Consider the following 24,536-nt stretch of genomic DNA (forward strand, 5'->3'; position numbering starts at 1 on the left):
GTTGCCCGGAAAGCGGGCACGGCGGGTTCGGGCCGGGGGCCGCTGGAAAAGGACCTGCACGACAGGCACCTCGCCAGCGGCCTACCGGTGCCGCGGGTCGCCCGTGGCGGAGCGTGCGCGGTTACGCTGCACGGCCATGGACTCTGTTGAGATCCTCAGCCAGCTCGACACCGCGGCCGAACAGTACACGTTTCCGGACCTGAACAACGGCTACTACTACGCTGTCGACGCACGGCTTCACGCATACCGCGACGCGCGGCGGTGGGCGCTGATCGTCGAGACGGTGGGCTACTCGCCCCGGGCCGGCAACCTCACCGACATCCTCCACATCTTCGGCAACTGCCTGACCAGCGGCGAACCGGGCTTCGAGAACGCGGACTTCCTCGACCGGATCGACAACTGGGATGAGATCGAAGACGACGACCAGCCCGAGACGTACGGCGGAACGTCGATCGTGATCCGAGGCGACCGGCTCGACATGCCCGCCGAACACGGCGAGGAACTGATCGACGTGCTTCGCCGGCTCGTCCCAGACCACCGAGAACTGCTCCTGGCCGATGAATCGGAACTTCGGCGGCGAATCCCGGCCGACCTACCCGAGATCATGCGGCTAGACCAATGGCACCACCCCGACGGCAAGCTCCCCAGCGAGTCAACGACCTTCAACCAACTCGCCGACGTGCTTACCACTGGAGACGTGGAACGGTACGCACCGGACACGCCACCCAACACACACTGGTCCAACTGGCCAGAATCCGGAACCCTGTAACCCAGCCAGACACCCACCGACAGCGGCAGATCAGTGCGGCGTCGCACGTCGGTTGAAGCGGGTTGCCGTGATCCACGTGCAGACGTTGACAGCCGAACTATCGACCTCGTCGCGCGTTGCGGTGCTGGCGGTAGCGTTGAATCCACAGTGGCACGATGACTACCCAACCGAGCGCGATCAGGCGCATCCAGCCGGTGTTGAGCGTCAGCTGGACCACGAAACAAAGCGTTCCGACCGCCGCCACAAGCAAGTAGTAGGGCGCAAACGCCCGGTCGAGCCAGAGGACCTCGTATAGGATCTGGCCGCGGAGCTTTCCTAGACGGTCACCCATCCGCACCTGGCCATGATCCCAGAGGTTGTTGGCCTCCACCAAACATCGTTGCGCGTATCAATGTCATAGCCGTCCGGTTCTCGGCAGAACAGCAAGCCTTGGCGTCACCGCGTCCGTCACTGACGGTAACCAGCACGGTCCTACCGACGCGCAGCAGTCGCGGCATGGGCGCGCACCCGATCATGCAGTCGTGCCACTCCGACATTGCTGCGTGGGTGAGTCGACGCGCATGGAGCCGGTGGGGGTAGGCCGTACGCAACTCCGCTCTCAGTCGAAGACCTGTTCGACCTCAACACTGATTCGACGAGGGTTGCTGTCGACTACCAGGTACCAGCGGGCGTCATACGGCACCTCAAGGACAACCGGGCTGACGTCGAAGAAGCCGCCGTAGTACTCGTACTCTTCGTCGTCGAGATAGGCCTGATACTCGTCCCTATCCATGAGCATGACCCTGGCGGTCGAACCTCGGAGGGTCACTTCAAACTGGGCGCCGCCGGCGAAGGACCCAAGGTCCCAGTACAGATGCTCCACGAACCATTCGTAGCTGGCCAGGCGCGGACAGTAAAGGTCGATCCGCCAACTGGTCCGCCCTTGGCAGCGACTGAGTCGCTATCGCTGCTGTGGGTGGCGAGCGCTCCGCGGCACGAGGGCGCATGTGATCATGTGGTCCGAGGCTGGGCGATGCTCGATCGGTGGCTGAGCGATGCGGGGAGCTCACTCGTAGGAGACGCCGGCCACGTGGTCGGCCACCGCGAAGAGCGTGCCGCAGCTGGGACAGGCGAGTTGGCCGAAAAGGCGCTGCAGCATGGTCGCCACGGTGCCGCGGGTCGCGTGGACGGCCGCAGCGTGCAGGTGGACAGCCAGGGCGGAGGACAGTCCCGGCTTGATCAGCGAGTCGCCGGACGTAAGGTCAACGACGAGTTCCTCCTCGCAGTCCGGGCATTGCACGTCGACTTCCCCGTCGTTGATACGGTCGAGTTGCTTGGCCCAGACTTCGTCGCCGTCGAAGCCGAGGACAGCCTGCTGCAGGTGCACGAACATGATGTCGGTTGACGCGGTGTGCAGGGATTCGACCGCGAGCGCGCGCAGGGCCGAGATCTCGCCGGCGTACGCGGCGCGGTCAGCGTCCGCGGCGTCCACCGCGATGAAGCCCGCCAAGGTCAGAGCCTCCTCACGCCCCTGCGCGGAGAACGCGGCACAGGTTTGCGCGAGCCAGGGCAGGAGCAGCGCGCTGGCCGGAAAGCACGTTCCCTGGTGACACGACGCTTCCCAGATCGCCCTCCAGGCCGGGGAATGAGCCACCCCCGCTTTTGCGGAGCCTCTTGATCATGGTCTGATGGCCGTGGGGAGGAAGATCCGTGGCAGCACCGAAGAAGTACCCCGACGACCTGCGGCAGCGCGCTGTGCGGCTGCATCGGGAGTCGGACCCCAAACCGGTGATCCGCCGTCGAACGCTACCGCGGCCGCTTCGGTCAGCGGTGCTTCCGCGGCCAGCCGCCGCCACATCGCACAGGCCTCGTCCGCGGCCGCCAAGGCACCCTCAGCGTCTTGCCGCAGTGGCTCAGCTCATACACGGCGACGGCCAGCCGCGGCGTCGAGCTGGCCGCCACCCAGAGGATCGGAAACAGCACTGCACGGGCACGCAACTGATCGAGTCGGGCCAGCTTGTCCCGGGCCCGCGCTCAGTGTCGTCGCTCATGAAATTCCGCGCCCTGGCCCGCCGCCGCGCCGTGCTGGTCGGCGCGGTCGCGGTCAACGCCAGGCAGCACGGTGCCGCTGATCAGCGCCGGGCCGGGCAGGGCGGCGCAGGCCCGGCCCGGCAGAAACGCCACGAAGGTGGCGTGCTCGATCGAGCCGGCGGGCGGCTCGTTGTCGATCAGCTGGTACGCCATGACCGTAAATCTGGCCGATCGGGGTCGCCGAGCCGCCGCTCACGGCACCGGACTGCCGAGCCGGACCCGGTTGCCGTCAGGGTCGACGACCACGAGCTCCCCCAAGCCCTAGTCCTGGTCAGTCACCCCTCCGACACTGTCGACGCCGCTGACGGCCTCGCGGGCCGGCTCTGTGGCGGTCATGACCCGACGTGCTTTCGCAATGCTGTGGTCAGCGCCGCCACGTCCGGCACGCCGCTGAGACCGTCGCCGGTGGCATAGATCCGGCAGGCCAGCGTACCGGCGGCGGGTGTATCGAACAGGTCAGCGCCGTCGACGTGAAACGTCGGCGAACCGGCGAAGCCGGCAGCGGCGGCCTCAACGTCCGTTTCCACCGCCTGGTAGTCGATCTCGATGTCGGGACGGCCGATCTCGAGGAGTGCCTGACGCAGCCGGTATCCGGCTTCGCGCCAGTTCGGGCAGTCAGCGAAGTACAGCAGCGCGACACGCATGACTCCATCTTCTGCCGGTACACCGCTCGCCGTACAGTCCCGGACGTGGGTCTTCGCGAGCCTGCGGTGTCGGCGGGCACTCAGGCAGGCCGATGAGCATCGAGCGGACGCCATCGCCGAGCACCTCGACCGGCAGGCACGGGCCGAGCGGCGGCGGAGGGACCAGGAGGAGGAGCAGCAGCAGCAGCGATGGTCCGTTCAATGAGACCGCGCCCGCCTGCCCTCCCGGGCGCCGTCAGACGTCACCGTCGAGCGGATGGGCGGGCGATCCGAGTCGTGCGACAACTCGTCGTCACGCGGTGTGCCGGCACCCGGCGAACGTCCCGTAGTGCCGTCCGATGCACCGACACGCCGGTCACGGGAGCGGCAATACGATCGGCCCGCGAGCACCGCGAGGGTTGCGGCAGGACGGATGATCCGCGATGGAATCACGACCTGAGGCACCGGCTTCCCGGCAGCGACACCGCGCCGACACCGGCGCGGTGTCGCGGCTATTTGACCGCGCCCATGGTCAAACCCGAGGACAGCAGCCGCAAGCTGGCCACGTACACCACGAGCACGGGCACCGCGGAGACGACGGCGAACGCCATCATCGCCGGCCAGTCCGCGCCATAAGCGCCGGACTGCACCGCGATCAGCGACGACAGCGGGTACTTCCCGGGCGAGAGCATGAACGTCATGCCATAGAGGAACTCACCCCACGAGACGAGGAAGATCACCGAGGACACGGTGAGGATCCCGTTTCGGGCCAGCGGCAGCGCCACCGACCAGAACGTGCGGATCGTGGAGCTGCCGTCGACGCGGGCGGCCTCTTCGATGGCGGTCGGGATCTGCCCGAAGAACGGGCGCAGCAGCAGGATCGCCCACGGAAGGAACATAGCCGCGTCCGCGAGCACGAGGCCGAGCGTCGTATCGAGCAGTCCCCACTTCGACAGCAGCCAGAACAGCGGGATGAGATTCGCGGTCTGCGGCACCATCTGGAGGACGACGAGAAGGACGAGCGCCGGCACGACGATCGCGCTTCGCGCTCTGGCAAGTGCGTACGCGGCGGGCGTCGCGAACGCGAGGCACACGGCCATCGTGCCGATCGCCACGGTCGCCGACTGACGAACAGCGGCACCGAGCGCCGGATCAGCGATGGCAGCGCGATACGCATCGAGCGTCGGATGGAACATGATCGAGGCCTGACTCGACAGCACCTCGCCCTGGCTCTTGAGCGACGTGAGGACGATCCACAGCAACGGAAGCCCGTAGAGCACGTAGAGCACGGAGCGGAACGCGAAGGCGACCGGCTCGCGGCGGCGGATCATGCCTCCTCCTCGGTCCGGCGGACGTCGCGGGAGTAGATCAGCGCAAGCACGACGACAACGGCGAGAGCGATGAGCGCCGTCGCGGCCCCCCGTCCGTAGTCGAGGGTCAAGAACGCTTCGGAGTACGCGAGGAACGGCAGCGTCGTGGATGCCGTTCCCGGTCCGCCGGACGTCATGACGTAGATGAAGTCGAAGCTGCGGAAGGCGTACACGATCGTCAAAATCGTGAGTACGGTCGCCGCGGTGCGGCCCGCAGGCATCAGGACGTGCCACACCCGCTTCCAGGGCCGCGCCCCATCGAGCTCCGCGGCCTCGAGCACCTGCGGGTCGACGCCGAGCAGTGCCGCGCGCAGAACGAGTGCGTTGAACGGCACGACCGCCCAGGCATTGACCAGCGCGACCGACCACAGGGCGAACTTGGAGTCATAGAGGAACCCCACCCCGTGACCGCCGAGGGTTCGGAGGATCTGGTTGACCAGGCCCTGGTCAGCCAGGAGGAACTTCCAGATCGATCCGTTGACGACCGGCGGCAACGCCCAGACGAACACCATCAGACCGAGCAGGAAGGAGCCACCGCGGGTCGACGACAAGACGGCGACCGCGACCATGAAGCCGCCGACCATCCCGATCGCGGTCACGATGATCACGAACGCCACCGTGTTGGCCAAGACCTGACCGAAGTCACGCTCGCTCAGCATCGCCGCATAGTTGTCGAGACCGACGAAGTCCCAGTTGGAGTTGAGGGTCGCCGCACTCACTGCATGCAGGCTCATGTCGCCGAGCTGGACGAGCGGCCAGACGGCCAGCGCGAGCAACAGGGCACCTGCGGGAGTCGCCAGGGCGACACGACGGTCGACGGTGCGGCCGTGGCGCCGGCCTCTCCGCGCCCGTGCGGGTGCGGAGAGGCCGGCGGCGGTCGTGCTCGTCGGCGTGGACACCGGGGGCACGCTCGAACTCATCCGACCTCAGCCCTTCAACAGGGGCTTGAGCTGGTCGATCAGCTCGTTGGCGAGTTGTTCCGGCTTGCCCTGACCCGAGATCGCCTTTGACCAGGAGTTGCCGACGAGCGTCTCAACCTTGTCGACGTTCTTGGACGGCACCTGTGGGCTCGGCGACGGGCGTCCCTGCTGCTGCACGATCTTGCCGAACACGCTGAGGACGGGGTCACTGCTGATCTTCGTCGACGCCGCGGCGTCGGCGCGCGCCGGGATCGAGCCGAACGCGTCGAGCAGCGCGAGCTCGCCGTCAACCGAGAAGAACGCGTCCTCGAGGAACTGCTTCGCCAGGTCGGGGTGCTTCGAGAACGCCCCGACGTTCTGCACCTCGCCGCCCAGCAGGACGCCGCCCTGCGAGGTGATCGGCAGAGGTGCGACGCCGTACTTGAACTTGGCCTGGGCCGCGGCGGCGATCTGCCAGTTGCCGTTGACCGCGAACACCGACGAGCCGCCGGCGAACTGCTGGAACGGGACCACTTGGTCCCACGCCGCCGCCTCTTTGGACAGGTATCCCTTGGCGGTCCAGTCCTGGAGCATCGTGTATGTCTGCGCCATGGGCGCGGCTTGAGCGTCGCCGTAGGTGAACCCGTTCGACGTGAACCAGGGGAAGCCCTGCCACTGGCTCTCGAGGCCCGGCTTGCCGGTGAGCGTTATGCCCTGCTTGCCGGCCTTGACGGCCTTCGCCATCACGCCCTCAAGCTCGGGAATCGTGGTGGGAACCTGGGCGCCGATCTGGTCGAGCAGGTCCTTGTTGTACCAGAGGCCGAGCAGGTTGACGTAGCCCTGGACGCCGTACAGCTTCCCGTCGACCTTCTGCAGGACGCCGTCGGGGAACTGCCTGGCATCGGAGTACGCGGACCACCAGTCGTCCATCGGCTTGATCGCGCCTGCCTGCGCCAGCGGGTAGGTGCCCGAGGCACCGAAGACCAGCACGTCGGGGCCCGTCTTGGCACCCGCGGCGGTGACTGCCTTCGTCGTCATCTGCTCGACCGGCACGTACTGGAACTGGACGTGCACGCCGGAGTGTTTGGCCTCGAACGCGGTCGCAAGCCGCTGCAGGCCCTGCACCTGTCCGTCGGTGTTGTAGTAATGCCAGACCGTCAGCGTGGTCGAGCCCTCACTGCTCGGACTGCCGGACGAGCAGGCCGCCAGGCCGAGCGTTGCGGCCCCGACCAGCGCGACGAGCGCGCGGGCGAGGCGTGCGTTTCTCATGAGCTGTCTCCTTCCTGTCGCCATTGACCGTGCGGCGGTGCCGCCGCATCCCAGGTTTGTTTCATCGATGAATCGGCCCTGTTAGGGCAGTGACTTTGCACGCCGAAAAGCTTTTCGTCAAGCGTCTCGCGCAAAATCGCCGTCGATCAGCGGTCCCGTTGACGCTGCCGCATCTGTCGCCTAATTTCATCGATGAACAACTGAGAGAGGTAGATCGTCGACGTGGATGACCACACCCCCGCCGTGCCCGTGAGGCTCCGGCTGGCCCGCCGGATCGGCACTGCGAACCCGCGCCTGTTCGGCTCGTTCGTCGAGCACCTGGGCCGCGGCGTCTACGGTGGGCTGTTCGCCCCCGAGGACCTGTCCGCGACGCCTGAGGGCTTCCGCGGCGACGTGCTCGAGCTCGTCCGCGAGCTCGGCGTCACCGTGGTGCGCTATCCCGGCGGGAACTTCGTCTCGGGCTACGACTGGCGCGACGGCGTCGGCCCGCGAGACGCCCGCCCACGCCGCCTCGACCTCGCCTGGAAGACCATCGAGCCGAACATCTTCGGCACCGACGAGTTCGTGGCATGGTGCCGGCACGCCGGCGTCGAGCCGATGCTCGCGCTCAACCTCGGCCTCGGCGACGCACGCTCGGCGCTCGACCTGCTCGAATACGCCAACTACCCGGGCGGCACGACGCTCTGCGACGCTCGCGTCGCGAACGGCTCACCCGAGCCGCACGACGTGCGCCTGTGGTGCCTCGGCAACGAGGCCGACGGCCGGTGGCAGCTCGGCCACCGCTCCGCTGCCGCCTACGCTGAGATCGCGGCCGTTACCGCCGCCGCGATGCGCCGGTTCGACCCCGCGCTCGAACTCGTCGTGGTCGGCAGCTCGCACGAGCGGATGCCCACGTTCGGCGCATGGGAGCGGGAAGTGCTGACCCGCACGATCGACCTCGTCGATCACCTGTCGTGTCACATCTACTTCTACGACGAGGGCGACCGTGCACGGTTCCTGCGCTCGTCGGATGTGCTGGACCGGTTCCTCGATGACGTCGCCGCGACCATCGCGCACGTGCGGGCCGCGACGCGCAGCGAGCGCGACATCCGCATCAGCCTCGATGAGTGGAACGTGTGGAACTACACGTCGTACGACGAGATCGAGCCACACCGCGTGTTCGAGGAGGCGCCGCGCATCCTCGAGGAGACGTACACGCTCGCCGACGCGGTCGTGGTCGGCACGTTGCTGCAGAGCATCCTGCGCCACGCCGACGTCGTGGCCATCGCCGCGATGGCACAGCTCGTCAACGTGATCGGCCCGATCCGCGCCGAGCCCGGCCGGCCCGCCTGGCGGCAGACCACCTTCCACCCGTTCGCCGCCGTCGCCCGCAGCGCGGGCCACACCGTGCTGGACACCGCGGCGGACGCGACGGGCGGCGCCGATGCGACCTGTGTCGTGACCGTCTCCCCGGGCGGCGACCATGCGCTCGTCCACCTGGCCAACCGTTCGACAACCACGGTCACCGACATCGCGCTCGACCTGCGCGAGCTGGCCCCGCGCTCCGTCGAGCACGCCGAGCTGTTGTGGGCGCCGGACCCCACGGCGACGAACACGGTCGACGACCCCGACGCCGTCGCGCCGCGACCGCTGGACACGCGGCTCGACGACGGGACGCTCGCCCTTCGGCTGCCGCCTGTATCGTGGGCCACCGTCCGCATCGGCTGCGCAACCGGAAGTGGGTGAGCAGATGGCACGCAAGGGCGAGAGCGTCACGATGGCCGACGTCGGCGCCCGCGCCGGTGTCACGGCCCGGACCGTGTCCAACGTGCTCTCCGGGCACACGTCGGTGCGGCCCGAGACGCGTGACCGAGTGCTGCGCGCTGTCGACGAACTCGGCTACCGCCTGAACACGTCAGCGCGCAGCTTGCGGACAGGGCGAACCGGCACGATCACGCTCGCCATCCCTGACCTGACGATCGACTACTTCACCGACCTCGCCGGGCGAATCATGACCGAGGCCGAGCGGCACGACTGGACCGTCGTCATCCAGCAGACCGGTGCACGCCGCGACATCGAGATCGCGATCCTCTCCGGCGCACGCCGCCAGCACTCCGACGGCCTGATCTTCCAGCCCCACGCGCTCGGGCCCGGCGACGAGCGGCACCTCACGGGCAACGACCGCCTCGTCATCCTCGGCGAGCGGATCTTCCGCGGACCCGTCGACCACGTCACCATGGCCAACACCGAGGCGGCCCGGCTCGCGACGCAGTACCTCATCGACCGCGGCCACCGCCGGATCGCCGCGATCGGCGCGAACCCGCGCGTCGCCACCACGTCGGCCGCGTCGCTGCGCCTCGACGCATTTCGCGACACGCTCGCCAAGAACGGCCTTTCGTTGCCCGCCGAGCACGTCGTCATCGCCGAAGAGTGGCACCTGCGCGACGGCGCCGCCGGCATGGCGCGCCTCCTCGGCCTGCCGCAGCCGCCAGATGCGGTCTTCTGCTTCAACGACACGATGGCGTTCGGCGCGCTCCACACGCTCGCGGCCCGCGGCGTACGCGTGCCGGACGACGTGGCCGTCATCGGATTCGACAACGTCGCGATGGCGGAGTTCACCACGCCGCCGCTCACCACGATCGAGCCGGGCACCGCGCAGGTCGCCAAGCAGGCCGTCGACATGCTCGCAGCACGCGTCGCCGGCCGTGGCACGCCGCCGACCGAAGTGCTCACGGACTACTCGCTCGTGGTGCGCAAGTCGGCTTGACCGCCCATGAGTCGATGTGCGGGGCGGGGCGGACTGATCGCCCTTGAACTGGCCCAGCGAGTCCGCACCCCGGGGCGCCTGCGACTGCGGCCCCGGGGTGCGGAAGATCGCATCAGTTGTACGAGGCGGAGAACTCCGCCGTCACCGTCTGCCCGTCGATGACGCCGGTGGCCTTGACGGTCACGGTGCCGGCCGGGATCGACGCGGCCCGCGAGTTGAACGACTGGTACACCGACTTGCCGGGTGCCACCCCGGCGACCGTCCGCGATCCGTACGCCGTGATCAGCTCGATGGTGAGCGGCACGCTGTCGTCGTTGCGCGCGCTGACCGAGACGTACCTGGTCGCGCCGATCGTCTGCGTGCGGGCCTCGACGGCGACGCTGAGCGACGGCCCGGTCGCGAGCTCGCGCTCGGCCGCGACCGCCGCGGCCACCACCGCGTCCTTCTCGACCCCCGTGTACAGCTGGGCCGCGAGCTCATTGACCGTCGCCATGAACTGGCCGTGGGTCGCGAACGGTGCCCGGTCCCACAGCAGGTCCAGGAACGTCGGGCCGTCCGTGCCCGGGGACGTGACGCCGGTGACGGGGACGTCGTAGTTCGGCAGCCCGTCGTTGCGTTTGCGGTTGGGCACCCCGGAGTCGACCGAGCCGAAGACGACGGTCGGCTCGACCCGGCGGAAGTACGACGAGGCGGCCTGGGTGTCGCTGATGTAGTACGGCCGCAGCGTGAACCCGCCCGCGGTGAACGTCTGGTCGCCGGCCGCCGTGACCGCCCCGGCCATCACTGCCGCGCGCGAGTGGTCGCCGTCGCGCTTCAGGAAGCGGTACAGCGACAGCTCCCGCCAGGCGCCGCTGCCGGGGTTGCCCATGATCTGCAGCAGCACCGGACCCCAGAAGATCGCCTGGGTGTCAGGGCGGTCGACGGCCCGCTCGATGTGGATGCTGAACGGAATCTTGATCTCGACGACGTCGCCGCGGCTCCAGTTGCGGCTGAGCGTCACGTACGAGCCGGGCTGCGCGTTCAGGTTCTGCGCGACGCCGTTGACCGTGACGGTGAAGCCGCGCCGGCACCACCCGGGCACGCGCAGCTTCAGATCGAGCGGGCCGGTGCCGTCGATCGTGAGCTTCGTCTGGTCCGCGCGTGGGTACGTCGTCGCCTGCGTGACGGTGAAGCCCTTCTCGGCCCAGGTCAGCGTCGACGGCAGGTAGAGGTTGACCCACAGCGTGGTGTCGTCGTCGGACTTGAGGTAGATGGTCTCCTGGTACTTCGTGTGGTTCTCCAGCCCGGTGCCGCCGCAGCAGGTGCCGGTGTTGCCGTAGCCGCGTACGGTGCCCGGCGCCAGCGGCTGGAAGTACGTCACCTGGGGGTCGCCGGTGGAGGCGGTGTCGGCCCGCGACCCAGGGATCATGTTGAGCAGGCCACGCTCGTAGTAGTCCATGTACGCGGGGTCGTGCTCGTGCAGGAAGAGGTTGCGGGCCAGCTTCATGACGTTGTACGTGGTGCAGGTCTCCGCGCCGCTGGTCGGCACCGAGTTGGCGATGTTGTCGCGGTTCTGGAACAGCTCGAGGTTGTTGTTGGAGCCTGGGTAGTTGCCGCCCGTGCCGCCGTGGGCGAACATGCGGTGCGGCACCATCATGCCGTAGAAGTTCTTCGCGGCGGTGAAGTACTCCTGCCCGCCGCCGTGCTCGAAGACGCGCAGGTATCCGATGAACTGCGGCACGTGGGTGTTGGCGTGCAGCCGCTCGCCGCGGCGCCGGCCGGGCCGGTTCTGCGGGGTGACCACGAGGATGTCGCGGTTCTCCACGCAGGCGCCGAAGAGCGACTCGCGGTTGTCGAATGCCTTGGCGGTCTCCAGGTGCTTCGCGTCGCCGGTGAGCGCGTAGATCTCCGGGAAGATCTCGTTCGCGCCGCCGAACTCGCCGCCGATGTAGAGGTCCCACATGTAGTTCAGGTCGTCACGGGTCAGCGGGCCCTTGTAGTCGGGGTGGTTCTTGTCGCCGATGGTGAGCGCGAGGTGGGCCCAGTCCGCCATCTTCGTGACGACCTCGAGGGCCTGGGCGTTGTCGGTGTTGTAGAACGCGTCGAGCAGACCGCGCATGATCTTGTGCTGCGTGTACCACGGCGCCCAGGTGTTGGTCGCGGCGTTGCCGCCGTAGACCGCCCAGCGCGGCGGGCCGAGGCGCAGCGCCGCGTCCTCCGGGATGGCGCCGAGGTAGCCCGGGAACGTGGGGATCCAGTCGGCCGGCCCGGCCGTCGAGGCGGCCACGATGCCGGCGTCGCGGCCGTTGGGCGAGGAGTCCTTGAGCACGGTGCCGTCGGCCTCGTCGAACTTGTACCACGCGATGTTGCCGCCCCCGGTGCTCCCGGCCGGGGAGTCCAGCATGGACAGCAGCTCGGTCTGGCTCAGTGCCCGGTCGAAGATGTGGAACTCGTCGATCGCCGCGTCCAGGAACGGGTCGTCGTACTGCGACCGCCCGATCCACCGGTTGCCGGGGTTGCCGAGGTTGGACGGGTTCAGCGTCATGTTGGCGTTGGTGCCGGCCGGCTGGGCGTTGACGTACAACGTCCCCGTCTCGCCGGACAGGGTGACCGCGATGTGCACCCACTGGTTGGTGGGCAGCGCCGAGCTGCCGTTGATCTGCTGCTCCTGGCCCGTCCCGCCGACGGTGATGGCGAAGCGCGGCACGTTGCCGGTCACGCCGGCCCGCGGGGTCAGGAACATGTTGACGGTCGTGGACTGGCCGAAGTCGAACAGCCGGGTCCAGCTGGTCGTGGCGGCGAGGTTGATCCAGGTCGCGATGGTGAAGTCGGTGAGCTGGTTGATGGCCTCCTGGGGCAGCGTGCAGTACTGCGCCTTGCTGGTGCCGTTGAGCTTCAGCGCGTTGCCGAAGCGGCCCTGCACACGGCCGATCTGCGGGGCGGGCTGTCCCCCGCCGCCGGTGCCGCCGGTGCTCATCCGGGCCGTGATGGCGGCCTGGCACGCGGCCAGCTCGCCCACCATCCAGTCGAGCTTGGACTTGTAGACCGCCTCGCCCTGGTCGGCGAACGCCTGCGCGAGGGCGGTCATGTGGTGCCCGGCCCAGTGGCCGCTGAGCAGACCGCCGTCCTCCCAGCCGCCCGGAACGTTGACCCCCGACGGGTTCGTCCGGCCGGCCTGATTGTTGAACAGCACCAGGAAGCGGCGCTCGTCGTAGGCGCGCAGGAACGCCTTGGTCCGGTCCCGCTTCTCCTGCAGCACGCCGCTGCCGAGCCGCACGTCGCGCAGCTGGAAGGGGCGGACGGGCGCGGTCCCGCCCGGGCCGGGCTGGGGCGGGGCGGCGGCCGCCGCGGTGACGGCCGCGGCGGCGGAGACAGGGTCGAGCAGGCCCGCGCCGGCGATGGTCGCGGCGCCGAGCGCGGAGGCCTGCAGAATCTGACGTCGATTGGCCACTGAAGGTCATTCCTTCCCGAGGGGTGTACTGCCCCCATTGTTAGCGCTCACTTCAGATGTGGTCAATGACCCATTCGAAGTGCTGCCTTTCTCGATGTTAGCGCTAACAATTCCTACTTCACCGCGAGTGCCGTGGCCCGTCCTTCCCGCCGTGCCTCGTCCAGCAGGCGGGCCAGGCGGCGGCGCCGGGTGCGCCGGAAGGCGCGCTGGACGAAGAAGAGCGCCACGAGCACCACCAGCACGAAGAGCTGCGGCCAGGGCACGATCCAGGCCGTCACCTCCGCCGTCGCCGGGCTCGCCCGCGTGCCCGGCCCGGCATCGCCGAGCACCGACGGGGTGAGCACGACCGTGGTTCGCACGCGGACCAGACCCCACACGCCGGGGATGCGGGTGTCGGCCTCGCGGCCTCCGCCGGGCAACAGCTCCCCCGTCTCCACGCCTGCGTCGCGGCGGTGAGCGCCGAACAGCTCGGCGACGGAGGCGCCTGCCCGGGCGTCGACCCGCACGTTGCCGGTGTTGACCAGCGTGTAGGTGACATGGACCGCGCCTGGGCGAAGCGGGTTCCACGAGCGGTCATAGCGGGCGGTGAGGCCCTGCGCGGCCAGGGCGGCCTGCACGCTGCCGCTGGCGCGCAGCATCACCCGGAACCCGACCCGGCTCTCGACCTGGACGGTGCCGTTGCTGCTGAGCACCGAGGCGGCGATGCCGGCCGGGTGGTCGCCCGGGGCGGCGTCGCGCGGGACGGTGATGGTGAACGGCACGACCTTGGTCTCGTTCGCGCCGACGGTGACCTGCGGCTGCACCGCGATCCAGGTGCCGCCGTCCTTGGAGGGCCGGTCGGCGGGCAGCATGTTGAAGCGACCCTTGTCGGTGAGGTAACCGTCGGCGGCCGACAGGACGAAGACCGCCGGGATCTTGCCGAGGTTGCGCACGGCCATGTGCTCGGTGACGAGCTGACCCGGGTCGAGGGTGCGCTCGACCCAGCGGCGGCCGTCCGGCCCGCTCTCGGTGGCGGGCTGGACGGTCCAGGTGAGCTTGCCGGCGGGGCTCGGGCTCGGGTCCGCGACGGCTGGGGTGGGGGCGAGGGGGACGGCCAGGACCGCGGTGAGCACCACCACCGCGGTCCGGGCCGAGCGGGACAGGATCATTACTCGAACAGCGAGATCGTCAGCGTGGCGTGGTAAGAGCCGGCCGCGACGTCGGCGGGGGTGCGCAGGAACAGGTCGGCGTTCACGTCGTACGAGCCGCCGGTCACCGCCGCCGAGTCGTACGTGGAGACCAGCAGCTCCTGGTCCTTGAGGCCGACGTTGTTGCCCGGCTGCGTCGGGTCGTCGAGCACCGTCACGACCTCCTCACCCTCGCTCACCTGGCCGGTCTCGCCGCCGTCGATCAGGCGCGGCTTCCAGCCGAGGTGGTCGGCGGTGATGGCGGGCTGCCCCGCCGTGCCGGTGAAGTTGCTGGACGTGCCGAGCACCGCCCACGCGGCCCCGGCCGGGACCTCCTCCGCGGTGCGGGTGTCGGTGACGGTGACCGTCGGCAGGGTGCCGGTGAACTGGCGCACCAGGGCGGTGGAGCCGTTCTCCGCCAGGTTCACCGCGTTGGCGGCGACGCTGAGGGCCAGGACGCCGGGCTGGTGGATCACGGGGATGTCGACGGTCACGTTGACATCGCTGGAGTCCCCGGGTTCGGCGGCCGCGACGCCCGCGAAGGCGGTGCTACCCGCCAGCACGGCCGTGGCGGTGGCCAGGTGAAGTCGAGCGCGTGTGTTCATGCTGCTCCTAACAGGTGAGGGTGCCGTAGTCGGCGGTGATGGGGGTGGTGACGTTCTTGCCGCCGACGGTGCCGGTGGCACGGACGGTGACGGTGCCGGCCGGGACCGGCGCGGCACGGACCGCGAAGGACTGGTAGGCGTTGGCGCCGGGGGCGACGGCGGCGAAGGCCCGGTCGCCGTAGGCGGTCTCGACGGCGATGTCGACCGCCGAGTCGTGGTCGTTGCGGGCCTGCACGGCGAGGTACGCCTTGCCGGCGATGCAGCGCGGCTGGACGGTCACCGTGACCGGCACGGTGACCGGGGCGGTGCCGGGATCGTCGGCGAAGACGCGCCACTCGGTGACGGCGACCGCCGAGTAGGTGGTGCCGTTGCCGTTGGCGCTGATCGTGGCGCGCAGCCGCGAGGTCGTCACCGGGGTGAAGCTCACGGTGTTGAACGCCGTCGTGGAGGTGCCGTAGGCGGACCCGCCGGACACGTCCTGCCAGGCAGTGCCGTCCCAGTACTGCAGCTTCCACCCGTCGGGCTCCGCCACGCCGTCACCGGTGCCGCGGTTGGCGTCCTTCCAGAACTTGAGCTCGGCGCCGGTGAGCCGGATCGGCCGCGCCCAGTCGTACTGCACCCACTGCGCCGCCGGCCGGGTGCCGGACCACGTGCCCCAGATCTGGGCCTGGGCCGGGCCGGCGGGGTCGGCGTTGTCGTTGAGCGCGGCGACGCTGTTCCAGGAGGCGGTGTACGACGCCGTCGGGATCGCGATCGGCGCGACGTTGCCCGACAGCGGACCGGACAGGTCGGCGGCGATCGTGGCCGTCTTCGCCGTCTCGAGGTTGCCGGCGTTGTCCAGCGCCCGGAACGACACCGTGTGCTTGTTCGAGTCCGGCGCCGCGATCGGCCCGGTGTACGTGGCCCACGCCCCGGTGTCGACGGTGTACTCGATACGGGCCACGCCCGAGGTGGCGTCGCTCGCCGTGACGCTGACCCTTCTCGCGGCGGCATCGACGGTACCCGTGCTGACGGGCGCCGTAGCGTCGACGCGCACCGGCAGCGTGGCCGCGGCCGAGGTGTTGCCGGCCCGGTCCGTCGCCGTGGCGCTCACGGTGTGCTGCCCGTCACCGGCGACGGTGACGTCGGTGTACCGCACCGGCGACGCACTGGCCGCCGCGCCACCGTCCACCTTGGACTCGATCGTCATCCGTCCACCGCGGTCGTCGACCGCCGCGACCCGGACCTTGACCGCGGAGCGGAACCAGCCACCGGTGCCCGCGCTGCCGCTCGGGGTGAGCGTCAGCGTCGGCGCGGTCACGTCGCCGGCGGTGTCGCCGGGCGAGACCACGGTCACCGTGGCCGAGACCTGGCCGGCCGCGTAGCCGAGCACGGATCCCTTGACGGTGAACTGGTGCGGCTCGGCGACGTCGGCCGCGGTGACCGGGTCCCAGTAGACCGGCACCTGCAGCGTCTCGGCGCCGAACGTTACCGGCACGGTGCCGGGCACATCGGTCTCGCCGACCTCGACCGTGATCGCCGGGGCGGTGGCGGACGCCGGCTGCGCGGCGAGGACCTTCCACTCCTCGACGGCGACGGCCGAGCAGGTGCTGCCGTTGGTCGAGGCGTCGAAGATCGCCCGCACCTGCGTGGTGGTGACCGGATCGAAGGTGGTGTTCTGGAAGCCCGCCGTCGACGTCGGGTACCCGCTCGGGTTCGGCACGTCGGCCCACTGCCCCGTGCCGAGGTTCCAGTACTGGATCTTCCACTTGGCCGGCGCGGCGACGCCGACGCCGCTGCCCTGCGGCTGGTCGTTCCAGAAGTCGATCTGCGAACCCGCGATGCGCATCGGCTGGTCCCAGGTGTACTGCACCCACTGCTGCGCCGGGTTGCTCCCGGTCCACGTGCCCCACATGTCCGGTGGGAGCGGGTTGGCGCGCACGATCTCGTCGTTGAGGGCCTTCACCCAGTACTGCGTCGGCACGGGGTCGTTGGAGACGGTGACCTTGGCCTCCTGGGCGATGTTCGCCCGCGGGGTGCGGTCGCGCTGCTTCACCGGCGTCTGCACGACCATCTTCATCCGCGGCGGCGACTGGGTGTCGTCCCACTCCACCTTGTCGATCGCGACCGAGCGGCGGAAGTGCCCGCCGCCGACCGCGTCGGCCGTGTGGTACGTGATGTACCACTGCCCGTTGAACTGGACGATGCCCGGGTGGCTGGTGGTCGACGACACCGGCGCGAGCACCGTGCCGCGGTAGGTCCACGGGCCGGTCGGCGAGGACGACGTCGCGTAGGCGATGCAGGCGTGGTAGTTCGCCGGGGTGCACAACGAGGTCGGACCGGCGTTGTTGCCGGCGTACGCCAGGTAGTACGTGCCGTTGCGGGCGAACAGCCACGGCGCCTCGAAGAACCCGGTGAGGCCCGTGACGGACCTCTGGGTGCCGACCGGCGTCTTCATGTCCGCCTGGTACTCGAGCACCCGCAGCTGGCCGAAGGTGCCCCAGTAGACGTAGACGTGGCCGTTCTCGACGAAGACGGTCGGGTCGATGTTCTGGATGTCGTTGACCGCCGGGACCCGCTGCGAGATGAGCGGGCCGCCGAGGTAGTCGGTCCACGGCCCGGTCGGGCTGTCGGACACCGCCAGGCCGATGGCGAACTTGTCGGCGGCGGTGCTGACGCGCTCGCTGACCGGCAGGTACCAGTAGTAGCGCTCATCAGGGCCCTGGACCACCTGGCCGGCGTAGGCGCGACCGGCCGTGGCCCAGCTGAACAGGGTCTCGGGGCGGGCCAGCGACGGGAAGTGGGTCCACTGTCCACTCTGGACGTCGCCGGTGCGGAACGTGCCCCACTCGTTCATCTGGAAGTCGTTGGTGGTGGGGCCGGCCTGGTCGTGGCCGGTGTAGATGTACAGCTGGTCGCCGGCGACGAGCGGGGCCGGGTCGGCCGAGTAGTAGGTGCCGTCGGCGAGGATCGGGTTGCCCTGGTGGGTGAAGGTGTACGAATCCGCGGCGTGGGCCGGACCGGCCGGGCTGACGAGCAGCCCGGCCAGCACCAGACCGGCGACCGCGATCATGCGGAGCGGTCTCAAGGTTTGCCTTCCTAGCAGCTGGAGGCGGTGTAGGGGGCAGTGATCTCCATGCTTCCGCCGGTGCCGGTGACCTTCACCGTTGCCGTCCCGGCCGCCACGGTGGCGGAGCGGGCGGTGAAGGACTGGTACGCGGTCTTGCCCGGGGCGACCCCGGTCACCGTCCGCGACCCGTACGGCGTGACCAGCTCGACGGTGAGCGCCTGGTCGTCGGCGTTGCGGACGTTGACCGACACGTAGGCGGTGCCGGCGATGCACTGCGTCTTCGCCTGCACCTCGACGTGGAACTTCGGCGCCGGGTTGCCCGGCACGTCGTACACCTCCCACTCCTGCACGCCGGGTGCGCCCTTGCCCTCCTCGGTCCCGCTCGCGGTGAGCAGCGCCCGCAGCTTCGTGGTCGTGACCGCCTTGAACGTCACGGTGTTCCACTCGGTGGCGGAGGTGCCGTAGGCGCCGGGCTGCTCGACGTCGGCCCAGGTGCCGGCGCTGGTCCAGTACTGCAGCTTCCAGGTCTTCGGCGGCGCGACCCCGGCTCCGGAGTCGTCGACGTCCTGGCTGAACCAGATCCGGCTACGGTCGACGGTGACCGGCGAGGCCCAGTCCAGCTGGATCCACTGCTCGCCCACCTGCGGCCAGGTGTTCCACACGTCCGTGTTCGGCCCGACCGGCCCGGTCGGCTGGACACCGTCGTTGAGGTTGTCCGCGGTGACCCAGGCCGGGGTGTAGGACGCGGAGGCGGTGGCCGTGCGGGCCACGTTCACCGGCGCCTGACCCGCCGCGACCGGCAGCGAACCGGTGGCGGAGGTGTTGCCGGCCTTGTCAACGGCCCGGTAGTCGACGATTGTCGCCGCCGAGCCGATCGGCACGGCGCCGTTGGCCGTCGTCCAGTCCTGGGTGACCACGCCGCCGACGGTGAGGCGGTACTGCACCGCCCCGATGCCCGACAGTGCGTCGGTGCCGGTGATGGTCACCGAGCGGCTGGCGGCGTCGAGGGTTGCCGTGGCCGTCGGCGCGGTGCGGTCGATGCCGACGGTGCGCTCGGTCACCGGCGAGACGTTGCCCGCCTTGTCGGTGGCCCGTGCCTTCACCGGCGTCGAGCCTTCAGCGGAGATGGTGACCGGTCCGGTGTACGCCTGGAAGGCCCCCGTCCCGACCGCGATCTCGATCTTCGGCGCCGGGTCGGCGTTGTCGGTCGCCGTCGCGGTGACGGTGACGTTCGACGTCGTCCAGCCGCTGGCCGGCGCCGGGTCGGCGGCAAGGACCGCGACCGGCGGGGCGGTGTCGCTCGGGCCGCCGTCGCCGACGGTGACCGTCGCGGTGGCCGTCTTGTCGGTGCCGGCCACCTGGCCGCTCACCTCGAAGGTGCTCGCCGCCGCGTACTTGGCCGGGTCGATCGCCGCCCAGGTGACCGCGATGCCGCTCTGCCGCGAGCCGTCGTTGTACCCGACGCTCACCCCGGTGGGCAGCTTCGGCGCGACACCGACCTTCGTGGCGACCGCCACCGGGTCGATCGTGTTGATCTGCACCGGGTCGGGGCCGCGCACCCACACGTGGGCGGTGGCGGTGAGCGTGGTGCCGGCGACGAAGCCGGAGACCGTGAAGTCGCCGACCGCCGCGACCTTCGCCGGGTCGATCGCGCCCCACGCCACCGCGACCGGCAGCGTGGTGCCGTCGGCGTAGGTGACGTCCACCGTGGACGGCAGGGTGGGCACGACGCCGGCCTGGGTGCGCGCGTCCACGCCCTTGACGGAGCTCGCGGCGGCGGCGAAGACCCGCCACTCGGAGACGCCGACCGCCGAGTAGGCGGTCCCGGCCGCGTTGGGCAGCCCGTTGAACGTGGCCCGCAGGCGGGTGGTGGTGACCGCGTCGAACGTCACCTGGTTGGTGCGCCCGCGCACGGCCGGGTCGAAGCCGGCCGGGTTGGTCACGTCCTGCCAGGCCGTGCCGTTCCACCACTGCAGCTTCCACGACTTGGGCACCGCGACGCCGCTGCCGCCCGTGGTGCTGTCCGACCAGAAGTCGATCGAGGCGTGGTCCACGCGCACCGCCGACGGGAAGTCGTACTGCAGCCAGCGGGTGGCCGGCTCGCTGCCGGTCCACGTGGCCCACAGGTCGGTCTGCACGCCGCCGCTGAACAGCGAGGGCTTGCCGTCGTTGACCGCGTTGACGTTGTTCCAGCCGGCCGTGAAGCTCGCCGACGCCGTCGCCGTGCTCGCCACGTTGATCTCGCCCTCGGCCAGCGCGGTCGCGTTGACCACGAGGTCCTTGGTCGAGGTCGCCTGGCCGTTGGAGACGCTCAGGCGCAGGGTGTACCGGCCGGACTTGGTGAACCGGGCCACCGTGCTCGGCGCGTTGGCCGGGTCGAAGGCGGCCGAGCCGCCGTCGGGCGCGTCGACGACCGTCCAGGCCGAGCTGAGCGCCGAGCCCGGGTCGCCGTCGTCCTGGGCGAGGCCGATGATGCGGGCCGAGCCGGCCTGGCTGTAGGACGAGTCGAGCCACGCGTCGGCCAGCGGCGGGTTGTTCACCGCCACTGGGGCGGCCACGCCGGTGCCGAACGCCTGGACCTCCTTGATGCCGGTCTTCGCGCCCGGGGCGTGCTGCGCGGTGATGCGCAGCTTCTTCGCCTTGACCGCGGGGAAGCGGACCTGGTTGAGGTTGCCGCGCGGGTATGCGGGCGCCCGGAACTCGTTCGGCACCAGCTTCCAGCCGGAGCCGTCGTCGTAGGACACCGTGAACTGGGCCGGCGGCGCGTAGCCGGCGACCGTCGCGGTCGTCGTGGTGTTGTAGAAGTACACCCGCACGTCGTCGATCGAGCGCTCGCCCTGCAGGTCGATGTCGAGCGAGTCGCTGGTGTTGGGCGATCCGGCGGTGCCCCAGAACGGCTCGTTGATCGTCGTGCCGTTCACGGCGCCGGCCGGGGCGCGGCCCGAGGCCGAGAACGTCGCGGTGGCCGGGCGGCCCTGGGCGAAGTTCTCCGAACCGGTGCTGGCCGGGGCGATGTCGGCGCCCGCCTTGGCCATCACGTCGACAACGCGGTCGCCGGCGGCGTAGGTGACGTCCTGCGGCGCCTTCACCGCGATCGCGTTGTGGGTCAGCACCTGCACGCCGGCCGCGGCCTCGACCGTGCCGGTGGCCGGGTCGTAGACCAGCTTGCCGAGCTTGTCCGCGGTGAACGCGAGCTGCCCGTCCAGGTAGACGGAGTAGCCCTCCGGCACGTCGTTGCCGTAGTACCGCGTGCCGCCGGGTGCGTCCCAGACGATGCTGAGGTCGCGGTCGCGGTAGCGGATGTTGTTGGCGGTGAAGTGGTCCCAGCCGATGTCGATCGGGTCGAGCTCCACCTTCGCGTCCGAGCGCGGGCGCAGGCCCATCGCGTCCTCGATGACGGTGAAGTTGGTGGCGCCCAGGATCGTGTGGTGGATCCAGGAGCGGTAGCCGATCGTCCCGGCCGTCGCGGAGCCGTCGGCCCAGAACTCGTTCTGGTCCGGGTAACGGTTGTCGCCGTTGTTCTGGTACTGCGCCCAGGCGTTCCAGTACAGCAGCTTCTTGTACCACTCGGCGTCGATGTAGCTCGTCGGGTAGTCGCGCAGCACCGACGACAGCATCCGGAACGTCACCGTGGAGTTGATGATGGAGAAGTTGTTGCTGCCCGGGTAGCCCGCCGCCGCGGCCGCGGCCTTGTCGGCCTGGTTCGCGGTGGTGAACGGGAAGATCGGGTACTGGGAGCTGTCCGCGAACAGCCGCAGCGCCTCGACGTACGGCTGCGTGTAGTCGGCGTCACCCGGCTTCGGCATCAGCCCGACCGAGAACGGGTAGTAGTTGTTGATCTCCTTCCACGGCACGAGCTGGTTGCCGGAGACCAGGCGGTGCTTGAGCAGGTTGCCGTAGAGCCCCATCTGGTCCGGGGTGCTGCGGGCGGGCTCCCACAGGTACTGCAGCACGGCCGCCTTGATCCGGGCGGCGAACGCCTCCATCTCGTCGGCCTTGGCCGTGTCGCCGGCGGTGCGGTACGCGGCCGCGGCGGCCTTGGCGTTGGAGTACAGGTACGCGTTCTCGGCGCGGTCCATGTAGCCGGACTTCCAGTCGAACGACACCGCGTCGGCGTCGTTGCCGGTCATGGCGCCCCAGTTGTACTCGATGAGGCCGTTGCCGTCGAAGTCGTACGCCTGCTGCAGCCCCTTCACGTCGTTCTCGGCGTACCCGGCGAGGTTCCGGGCGATCGCCTTCGGCCCGCCGTGCAGCTGGTACGAGCGCCAGGCCGCCTCGGAGATGTACTCGGTGTAGGAGTTGGACCAGTTCGCCGGGTCGCCGGGGTTGTCGACGTACTTCGAGCTCTTCGACACCTCGCCGGCCGACACCCACGGGCCGTAGGAGTAGACGGGGTCACGGAAGTACTTGAGGTCGTCGACGAACATGCCGGCGGTCAGCACGATCGCGTTGTTGTAGCCGAGCACGCCCTCCATCGACGTCGGGAACTGGTAGTCGTTGCCCGGCAGGTCGGCGTCGAGGAAGTTGTACCGCATGAGCCACCAGCGGTAGAACAGCGTCTTGTCGATGTTGTTCTCGGGCGTGTCCAGGTAGGGCACGTTGTCGGCCCACCACCGGTTGTAGGCGGTGACGTGCTCCTTGTAGGCCGCGGCCGGGGTCAGGCCCCGGTAGCGGGTGTACTCCGTCTCCGCGGCCGGCTGCTCCTTGGTGATGAAGCCCAGCTGCACCTTGGTCGTCACCGCGCCGGACGCCGGCACGCTCAGGGTCTGGCGCAGCGTGCCGTCCACGGGCGCGAAGCCGTCGCCGGAGAAGCGCGGGAAGAGCGTGGTGAGCTGGTTGAACGCGCGCACCGCGCCGGTCAGCTCGCCGTTGTCACCCGCGACGGTCTTGGCGAATGCCGAGCTCGCGGTGAGCGTGACGCTCTTGGCCGCACCGTTGGTGCTGGCGACGTCCACCGAGGTCACCGCGACATTGGCGTCGGTGATGTACTTGGTCTCGGTGATGCGCAGCCCGCCCGCGGTGTTGTTGAAGACGGTGCGGAAGTAGCTCGGGGTCTGCTTGCGCTGGGTCACGTCCTCGGTGAGCGCGACGTCGGCGCCGTTGATGGACGCGGTGATGGTGTAGGCGCCCTGACCGCCCGCGATCGACTCGATGTAGGCGACCTCGCCGCCGAAGCCGAGCACGTTCGGGGTGTGCGTCTTCATGAACACGGCGCGGCCGCGGCTGAAGAGGTATTGGTTCGCGTCGCCGTTCGACCCGCCCGGCTGGTTGCCCGTGCGGGCGAGCATGCGGTCGATCCAGAAGTCGTTGTCCGGGCCCGCTCCGGCGCCGGCGGTGACGTCGGCGTCGAAGATGGCCTGGAGCTGGTTGCGGGGGTGGTAGCCGGTGCGCTCGTCCGGCACGGGGTTGGCGCCGCCGGTGAACGTCGGATAAGGGGTGGCGGTATTGGGTGCGGCATGAGCCGGCACGGGGGTGAGGGTGGTCAGCAGTAGGCCGGCGACCGCGGCAGCGGCCGCGACGCTTGGCCGGACTGTTCTCACGAACGGGCACCTTTCTCGGTGGGGGTGAATTCGTTCGTCTTCAGGTCGGCCCGCGCGACCTCGTCCCCGTTGCGGGCGAGCACTTGCACCTGGGCCTCGTCGGAGAGCACCCAGGCGATGAAGTTCCACGCCTGGTCCGCCTTCTTCGAGTCGCGGGAGATGCCGATGCCGTCGCCGCCGTCCTTCGCGAGCACGAACGGCACCGCGTGCTTGGCGCCGTCCCTGGTCCCGGCCTGGATCGACGGCTGGTCGAGCTGAGCGGCGAAGGACAGGCGCGCGACTCGCCCGGTGATGTCCTGGTAGAGCCCGCGCCCGGTCCACCCGGGCACATCCGCCAGGCCGCCGGCGAGCAGGTCGGGCAGGGCCCCGGCCTGCGCAGCGCCGTCGATGCGAGCGTTCACATCGGCGCCGGTCACCAGCGCCAGCTCGACCTGGTTGGTATGGGTCGCGTTGTACGCGTCAACGAGCAGGGTCGCCTGGACCTCGAGCTGGGACCGGGTCCACAGGACGAGCCGACCGCCGCTGTCGGCCCCGTCGACGGGCGGCGGTGGTGCAGACTTCGGCGACCCGGAGCACCCTGCGAGGACCACGACCGCGGCGACGGCGACGAGCGTACGACGAAGCATGAACACCTCCCTCGAAAACCTTTTCGGAAAGAGTGGCAACACGTTACGACCATGTCAACGGTTGATTTCCGCCGTTCTACGGGTTGTTACACCTGGGACAGCTGCCGTTCGGGTCCTTACAAACCGAAATGCTTTCGGGTCGAAGCGCTCACCTGCCTGGAAGTGCTCCCACCAGCGCGACCGTTGACGAGGCACGCAAATGTATGAATGTGACGAACTGTCGATGCCCTCCTTACCGGCAATTCGGAAAGGTCGGGCTAATCGGACGCAGCCCAGCTCCACGCTGGTGGCGGTGAAGGCTGGAGGATTCGCCCGGGGCGAAGCGCGGTAGGCCCGCACGCAGCGGCGATCCCGTCGCGATTCCTACGGACCAC

17 protein-coding genes are annotated in these 24,536 nt (G+C 69.7%); 3 read left to right on the forward strand and 14 right to left on the reverse strand.

Features of this window, described 5'->3' with window-relative positions; genetic code table 11:
- Positions 1-136 precede the first annotated feature (136 nt).
- Complete coding sequence (locus ABZS58_RS44870) at positions 137-769, forward strand: hypothetical protein (protein WP_354790311.1); 633 nt, start codon at positions 137-139, stop codon at positions 767-769.
- 97 nt (positions 770-866) lie between these two features.
- On the opposite strand, the gene ABZS58_RS44875 is transcribed toward ABZS58_RS44870, so the two are convergent.
- The 8 genes from ABZS58_RS44875 to ABZS58_RS44910 all read right to left on the reverse strand — a co-directional run bounded on the left by ABZS58_RS44875 (position 867) and on the right by ABZS58_RS44910 (position 7,000).
- On the reverse strand, positions 867-1,139 hold the full coding sequence (locus tag ABZS58_RS44875) for a hypothetical protein (RefSeq protein ID WP_354790312.1): 273 nt from the start codon (positions 1,137-1,139) through the stop codon (positions 867-869).
- A gap of 228 nt (positions 1,140-1,367) precedes the next feature.
- Positions 1,368-1,631, reverse strand: coding sequence for a DUF1883 domain-containing protein (locus tag ABZS58_RS44880; protein WP_354790314.1), 264 nt, complete (start codon positions 1,629-1,631; stop codon positions 1,368-1,370).
- Between the two features lie 183 nt (positions 1,632-1,814).
- A complete protein-coding gene (locus tag ABZS58_RS44885; RefSeq protein WP_354790316.1) occupies positions 1,815-2,258 on the reverse strand; it encodes a hypothetical protein in 444 nt (147 codons plus the stop codon).
- Between the two features lie 524 nt (positions 2,259-2,782).
- Complete coding sequence (locus tag ABZS58_RS44890; RefSeq protein ID WP_354790317.1) at positions 2,783-2,992, reverse strand: hypothetical protein; 210 nt, start codon at positions 2,990-2,992, stop codon at positions 2,783-2,785.
- Positions 2,993-3,171: 179 nt separating this feature from the next.
- Positions 3,172-3,483, reverse strand: coding sequence for a hypothetical protein (locus ABZS58_RS44895; protein ID WP_354790319.1), 312 nt, complete (start codon positions 3,481-3,483; stop codon positions 3,172-3,174).
- A 491-nt stretch (positions 3,484-3,974) separates the two neighbouring features.
- Positions 3,975-4,793: a carbohydrate ABC transporter permease gene (locus ABZS58_RS44900; protein ID WP_354790321.1), complete on the reverse strand. Its 819-nt coding sequence runs from the start codon at positions 4,791-4,793 to the stop codon at positions 3,975-3,977.
- Positions 4,790-5,731, reverse strand: a complete 942-nt coding sequence (locus ABZS58_RS44905) for a sugar ABC transporter permease (RefSeq protein WP_354790322.1) — start codon at positions 5,729-5,731, stop codon at positions 4,790-4,792. The genes ABZS58_RS44900 and ABZS58_RS44905 overlap by 4 nt, the downstream gene beginning before the upstream one ends.
- Positions 5,732-5,758: 27 nt before the next feature.
- Positions 5,759-7,000: an extracellular solute-binding protein gene (locus tag ABZS58_RS44910; RefSeq protein WP_354790323.1), complete on the reverse strand. Its 1,242-nt coding sequence runs from the start codon at positions 6,998-7,000 to the stop codon at positions 5,759-5,761.
- A 243-nt stretch (positions 7,001-7,243) separates the two neighbouring features.
- On the opposite strand from ABZS58_RS44910, the gene ABZS58_RS44915 reads away from it, so the two are divergent.
- Both ABZS58_RS44915 and ABZS58_RS44920 read left to right on the forward strand, forming a co-directional pair.
- Positions 7,244-8,725, forward strand: coding sequence for an alpha-L-arabinofuranosidase C-terminal domain-containing protein (locus tag ABZS58_RS44915; RefSeq protein WP_354790325.1), 1,482 nt, complete (start codon positions 7,244-7,246; stop codon positions 8,723-8,725).
- Between the two features lie 4 nt (positions 8,726-8,729).
- Positions 8,730-9,746, forward strand: coding sequence for a LacI family DNA-binding transcriptional regulator (locus ABZS58_RS44920; RefSeq protein WP_354790326.1), 1,017 nt, complete (start codon positions 8,730-8,732; stop codon positions 9,744-9,746).
- Positions 9,747-9,858: 112 nt separating this feature from the next.
- Here the strand turns inward: ABZS58_RS44920 and ABZS58_RS44925 are convergent, their stop codons facing one another.
- From ABZS58_RS44925 to ABZS58_RS44950, 6 genes are all read right to left on the reverse strand, one after another.
- Positions 9,859-13,176 carry a beta-L-arabinofuranosidase domain-containing protein gene (locus ABZS58_RS44925; RefSeq protein WP_354790328.1) on the reverse strand — a complete coding sequence of 1,106 codons (3,318 nt, stop codon included), beginning with the start codon at positions 13,174-13,176 and terminating at the stop codon, positions 9,859-9,861.
- 113 nt (positions 13,177-13,289) lie between these two features.
- Positions 13,290-14,324 carry a hypothetical protein gene (locus tag ABZS58_RS44930; protein WP_354790329.1) on the reverse strand — a complete coding sequence of 345 codons (1,035 nt, stop codon included), beginning with the start codon at positions 14,322-14,324 and terminating at the stop codon, positions 13,290-13,292.
- Positions 14,324-14,947, reverse strand: a complete 624-nt coding sequence (locus tag ABZS58_RS44935) for a hypothetical protein (protein ID WP_354790331.1) — start codon at positions 14,945-14,947, stop codon at positions 14,324-14,326. The genes ABZS58_RS44930 and ABZS58_RS44935 overlap by 1 nt, the downstream gene beginning before the upstream one ends.
- 7 nt (positions 14,948-14,954) lie before the next feature.
- Positions 14,955-18,014: a family 43 glycosylhydrolase gene (locus tag ABZS58_RS44940; RefSeq protein WP_354790332.1), complete on the reverse strand. Its 3,060-nt coding sequence runs from the start codon at positions 18,012-18,014 to the stop codon at positions 14,955-14,957.
- An 11-nt stretch (positions 18,015-18,025) separates the two neighbouring features.
- Positions 18,026-23,536 (reverse strand): Ig-like domain-containing protein, encoded by a 5,511-nt coding sequence (locus ABZS58_RS44945; protein WP_354790333.1) that lies wholly within the window; start codon positions 23,534-23,536, stop codon positions 18,026-18,028.
- Positions 23,533-24,162, reverse strand: coding sequence for a hypothetical protein (locus ABZS58_RS44950; protein WP_354790334.1), 630 nt, complete (start codon positions 24,160-24,162; stop codon positions 23,533-23,535). The genes ABZS58_RS44945 and ABZS58_RS44950 overlap by 4 nt, the downstream gene beginning before the upstream one ends.
- Positions 24,163-24,536: the final 374 nt, after the last annotated feature.

Source organism: Dactylosporangium sp. NPDC005555 (assembly GCF_040605635.1).
Classification (GTDB): Bacteria; Actinomycetota; Actinomycetes; order Mycobacteriales; family Micromonosporaceae; genus Dactylosporangium.

What these genes read in the sequence shown, in the direction of transcription:
- ABZS58_RS44870 (WP_354790311.1), top strand. Translation starts at nt 137, where the DNA reads ATGGACTCTGTTGAGATCCTCAGCCAGCTCGACACCGCGGCCGAACAG.
- ABZS58_RS44890 (WP_354790317.1), bottom strand. Translation starts at nt 2,992, where the DNA reads ATGGCGTACCAGCTGATCGACAACGAGCCGCCCGCCGGCTCGATCGAG.
- ABZS58_RS44895 (WP_354790319.1), bottom strand. Translation starts at nt 3,483, where the DNA reads ATGCGTGTCGCGCTGCTGTACTTCGCTGACTGCCCGAACTGGCGCGAA.
- ABZS58_RS44900 (WP_354790321.1), bottom strand. Translation starts at nt 4,793, where the DNA reads ATGATCCGCCGCCGCGAGCCGGTCGCCTTCGCGTTCCGCTCCGTGCTC.
- ABZS58_RS44910 (WP_354790323.1), bottom strand. Translation starts at nt 7,000, where the DNA reads ATGAGAAACGCACGCCTCGCCCGCGCGCTCGTCGCGCTGGTCGGGGCC.
- ABZS58_RS44920 (WP_354790326.1), top strand. Translation starts at nt 8,730, where the DNA reads ATGGCACGCAAGGGCGAGAGCGTCACGATGGCCGACGTCGGCGCCCGC.
- ABZS58_RS44930 (WP_354790329.1), bottom strand. Translation starts at nt 14,324, where the DNA reads ATGATCCTGTCCCGCTCGGCCCGGACCGCGGTGGTGGTGCTCACCGCG.
- ABZS58_RS44935 (WP_354790331.1), bottom strand. Translation starts at nt 14,947, where the DNA reads ATGAACACACGCGCTCGACTTCACCTGGCCACCGCCACGGCCGTGCTG.
- ABZS58_RS44950 (WP_354790334.1), bottom strand. Translation starts at nt 24,162, where the DNA reads ATGCTTCGTCGTACGCTCGTCGCCGTCGCCGCGGTCGTGGTCCTCGCA.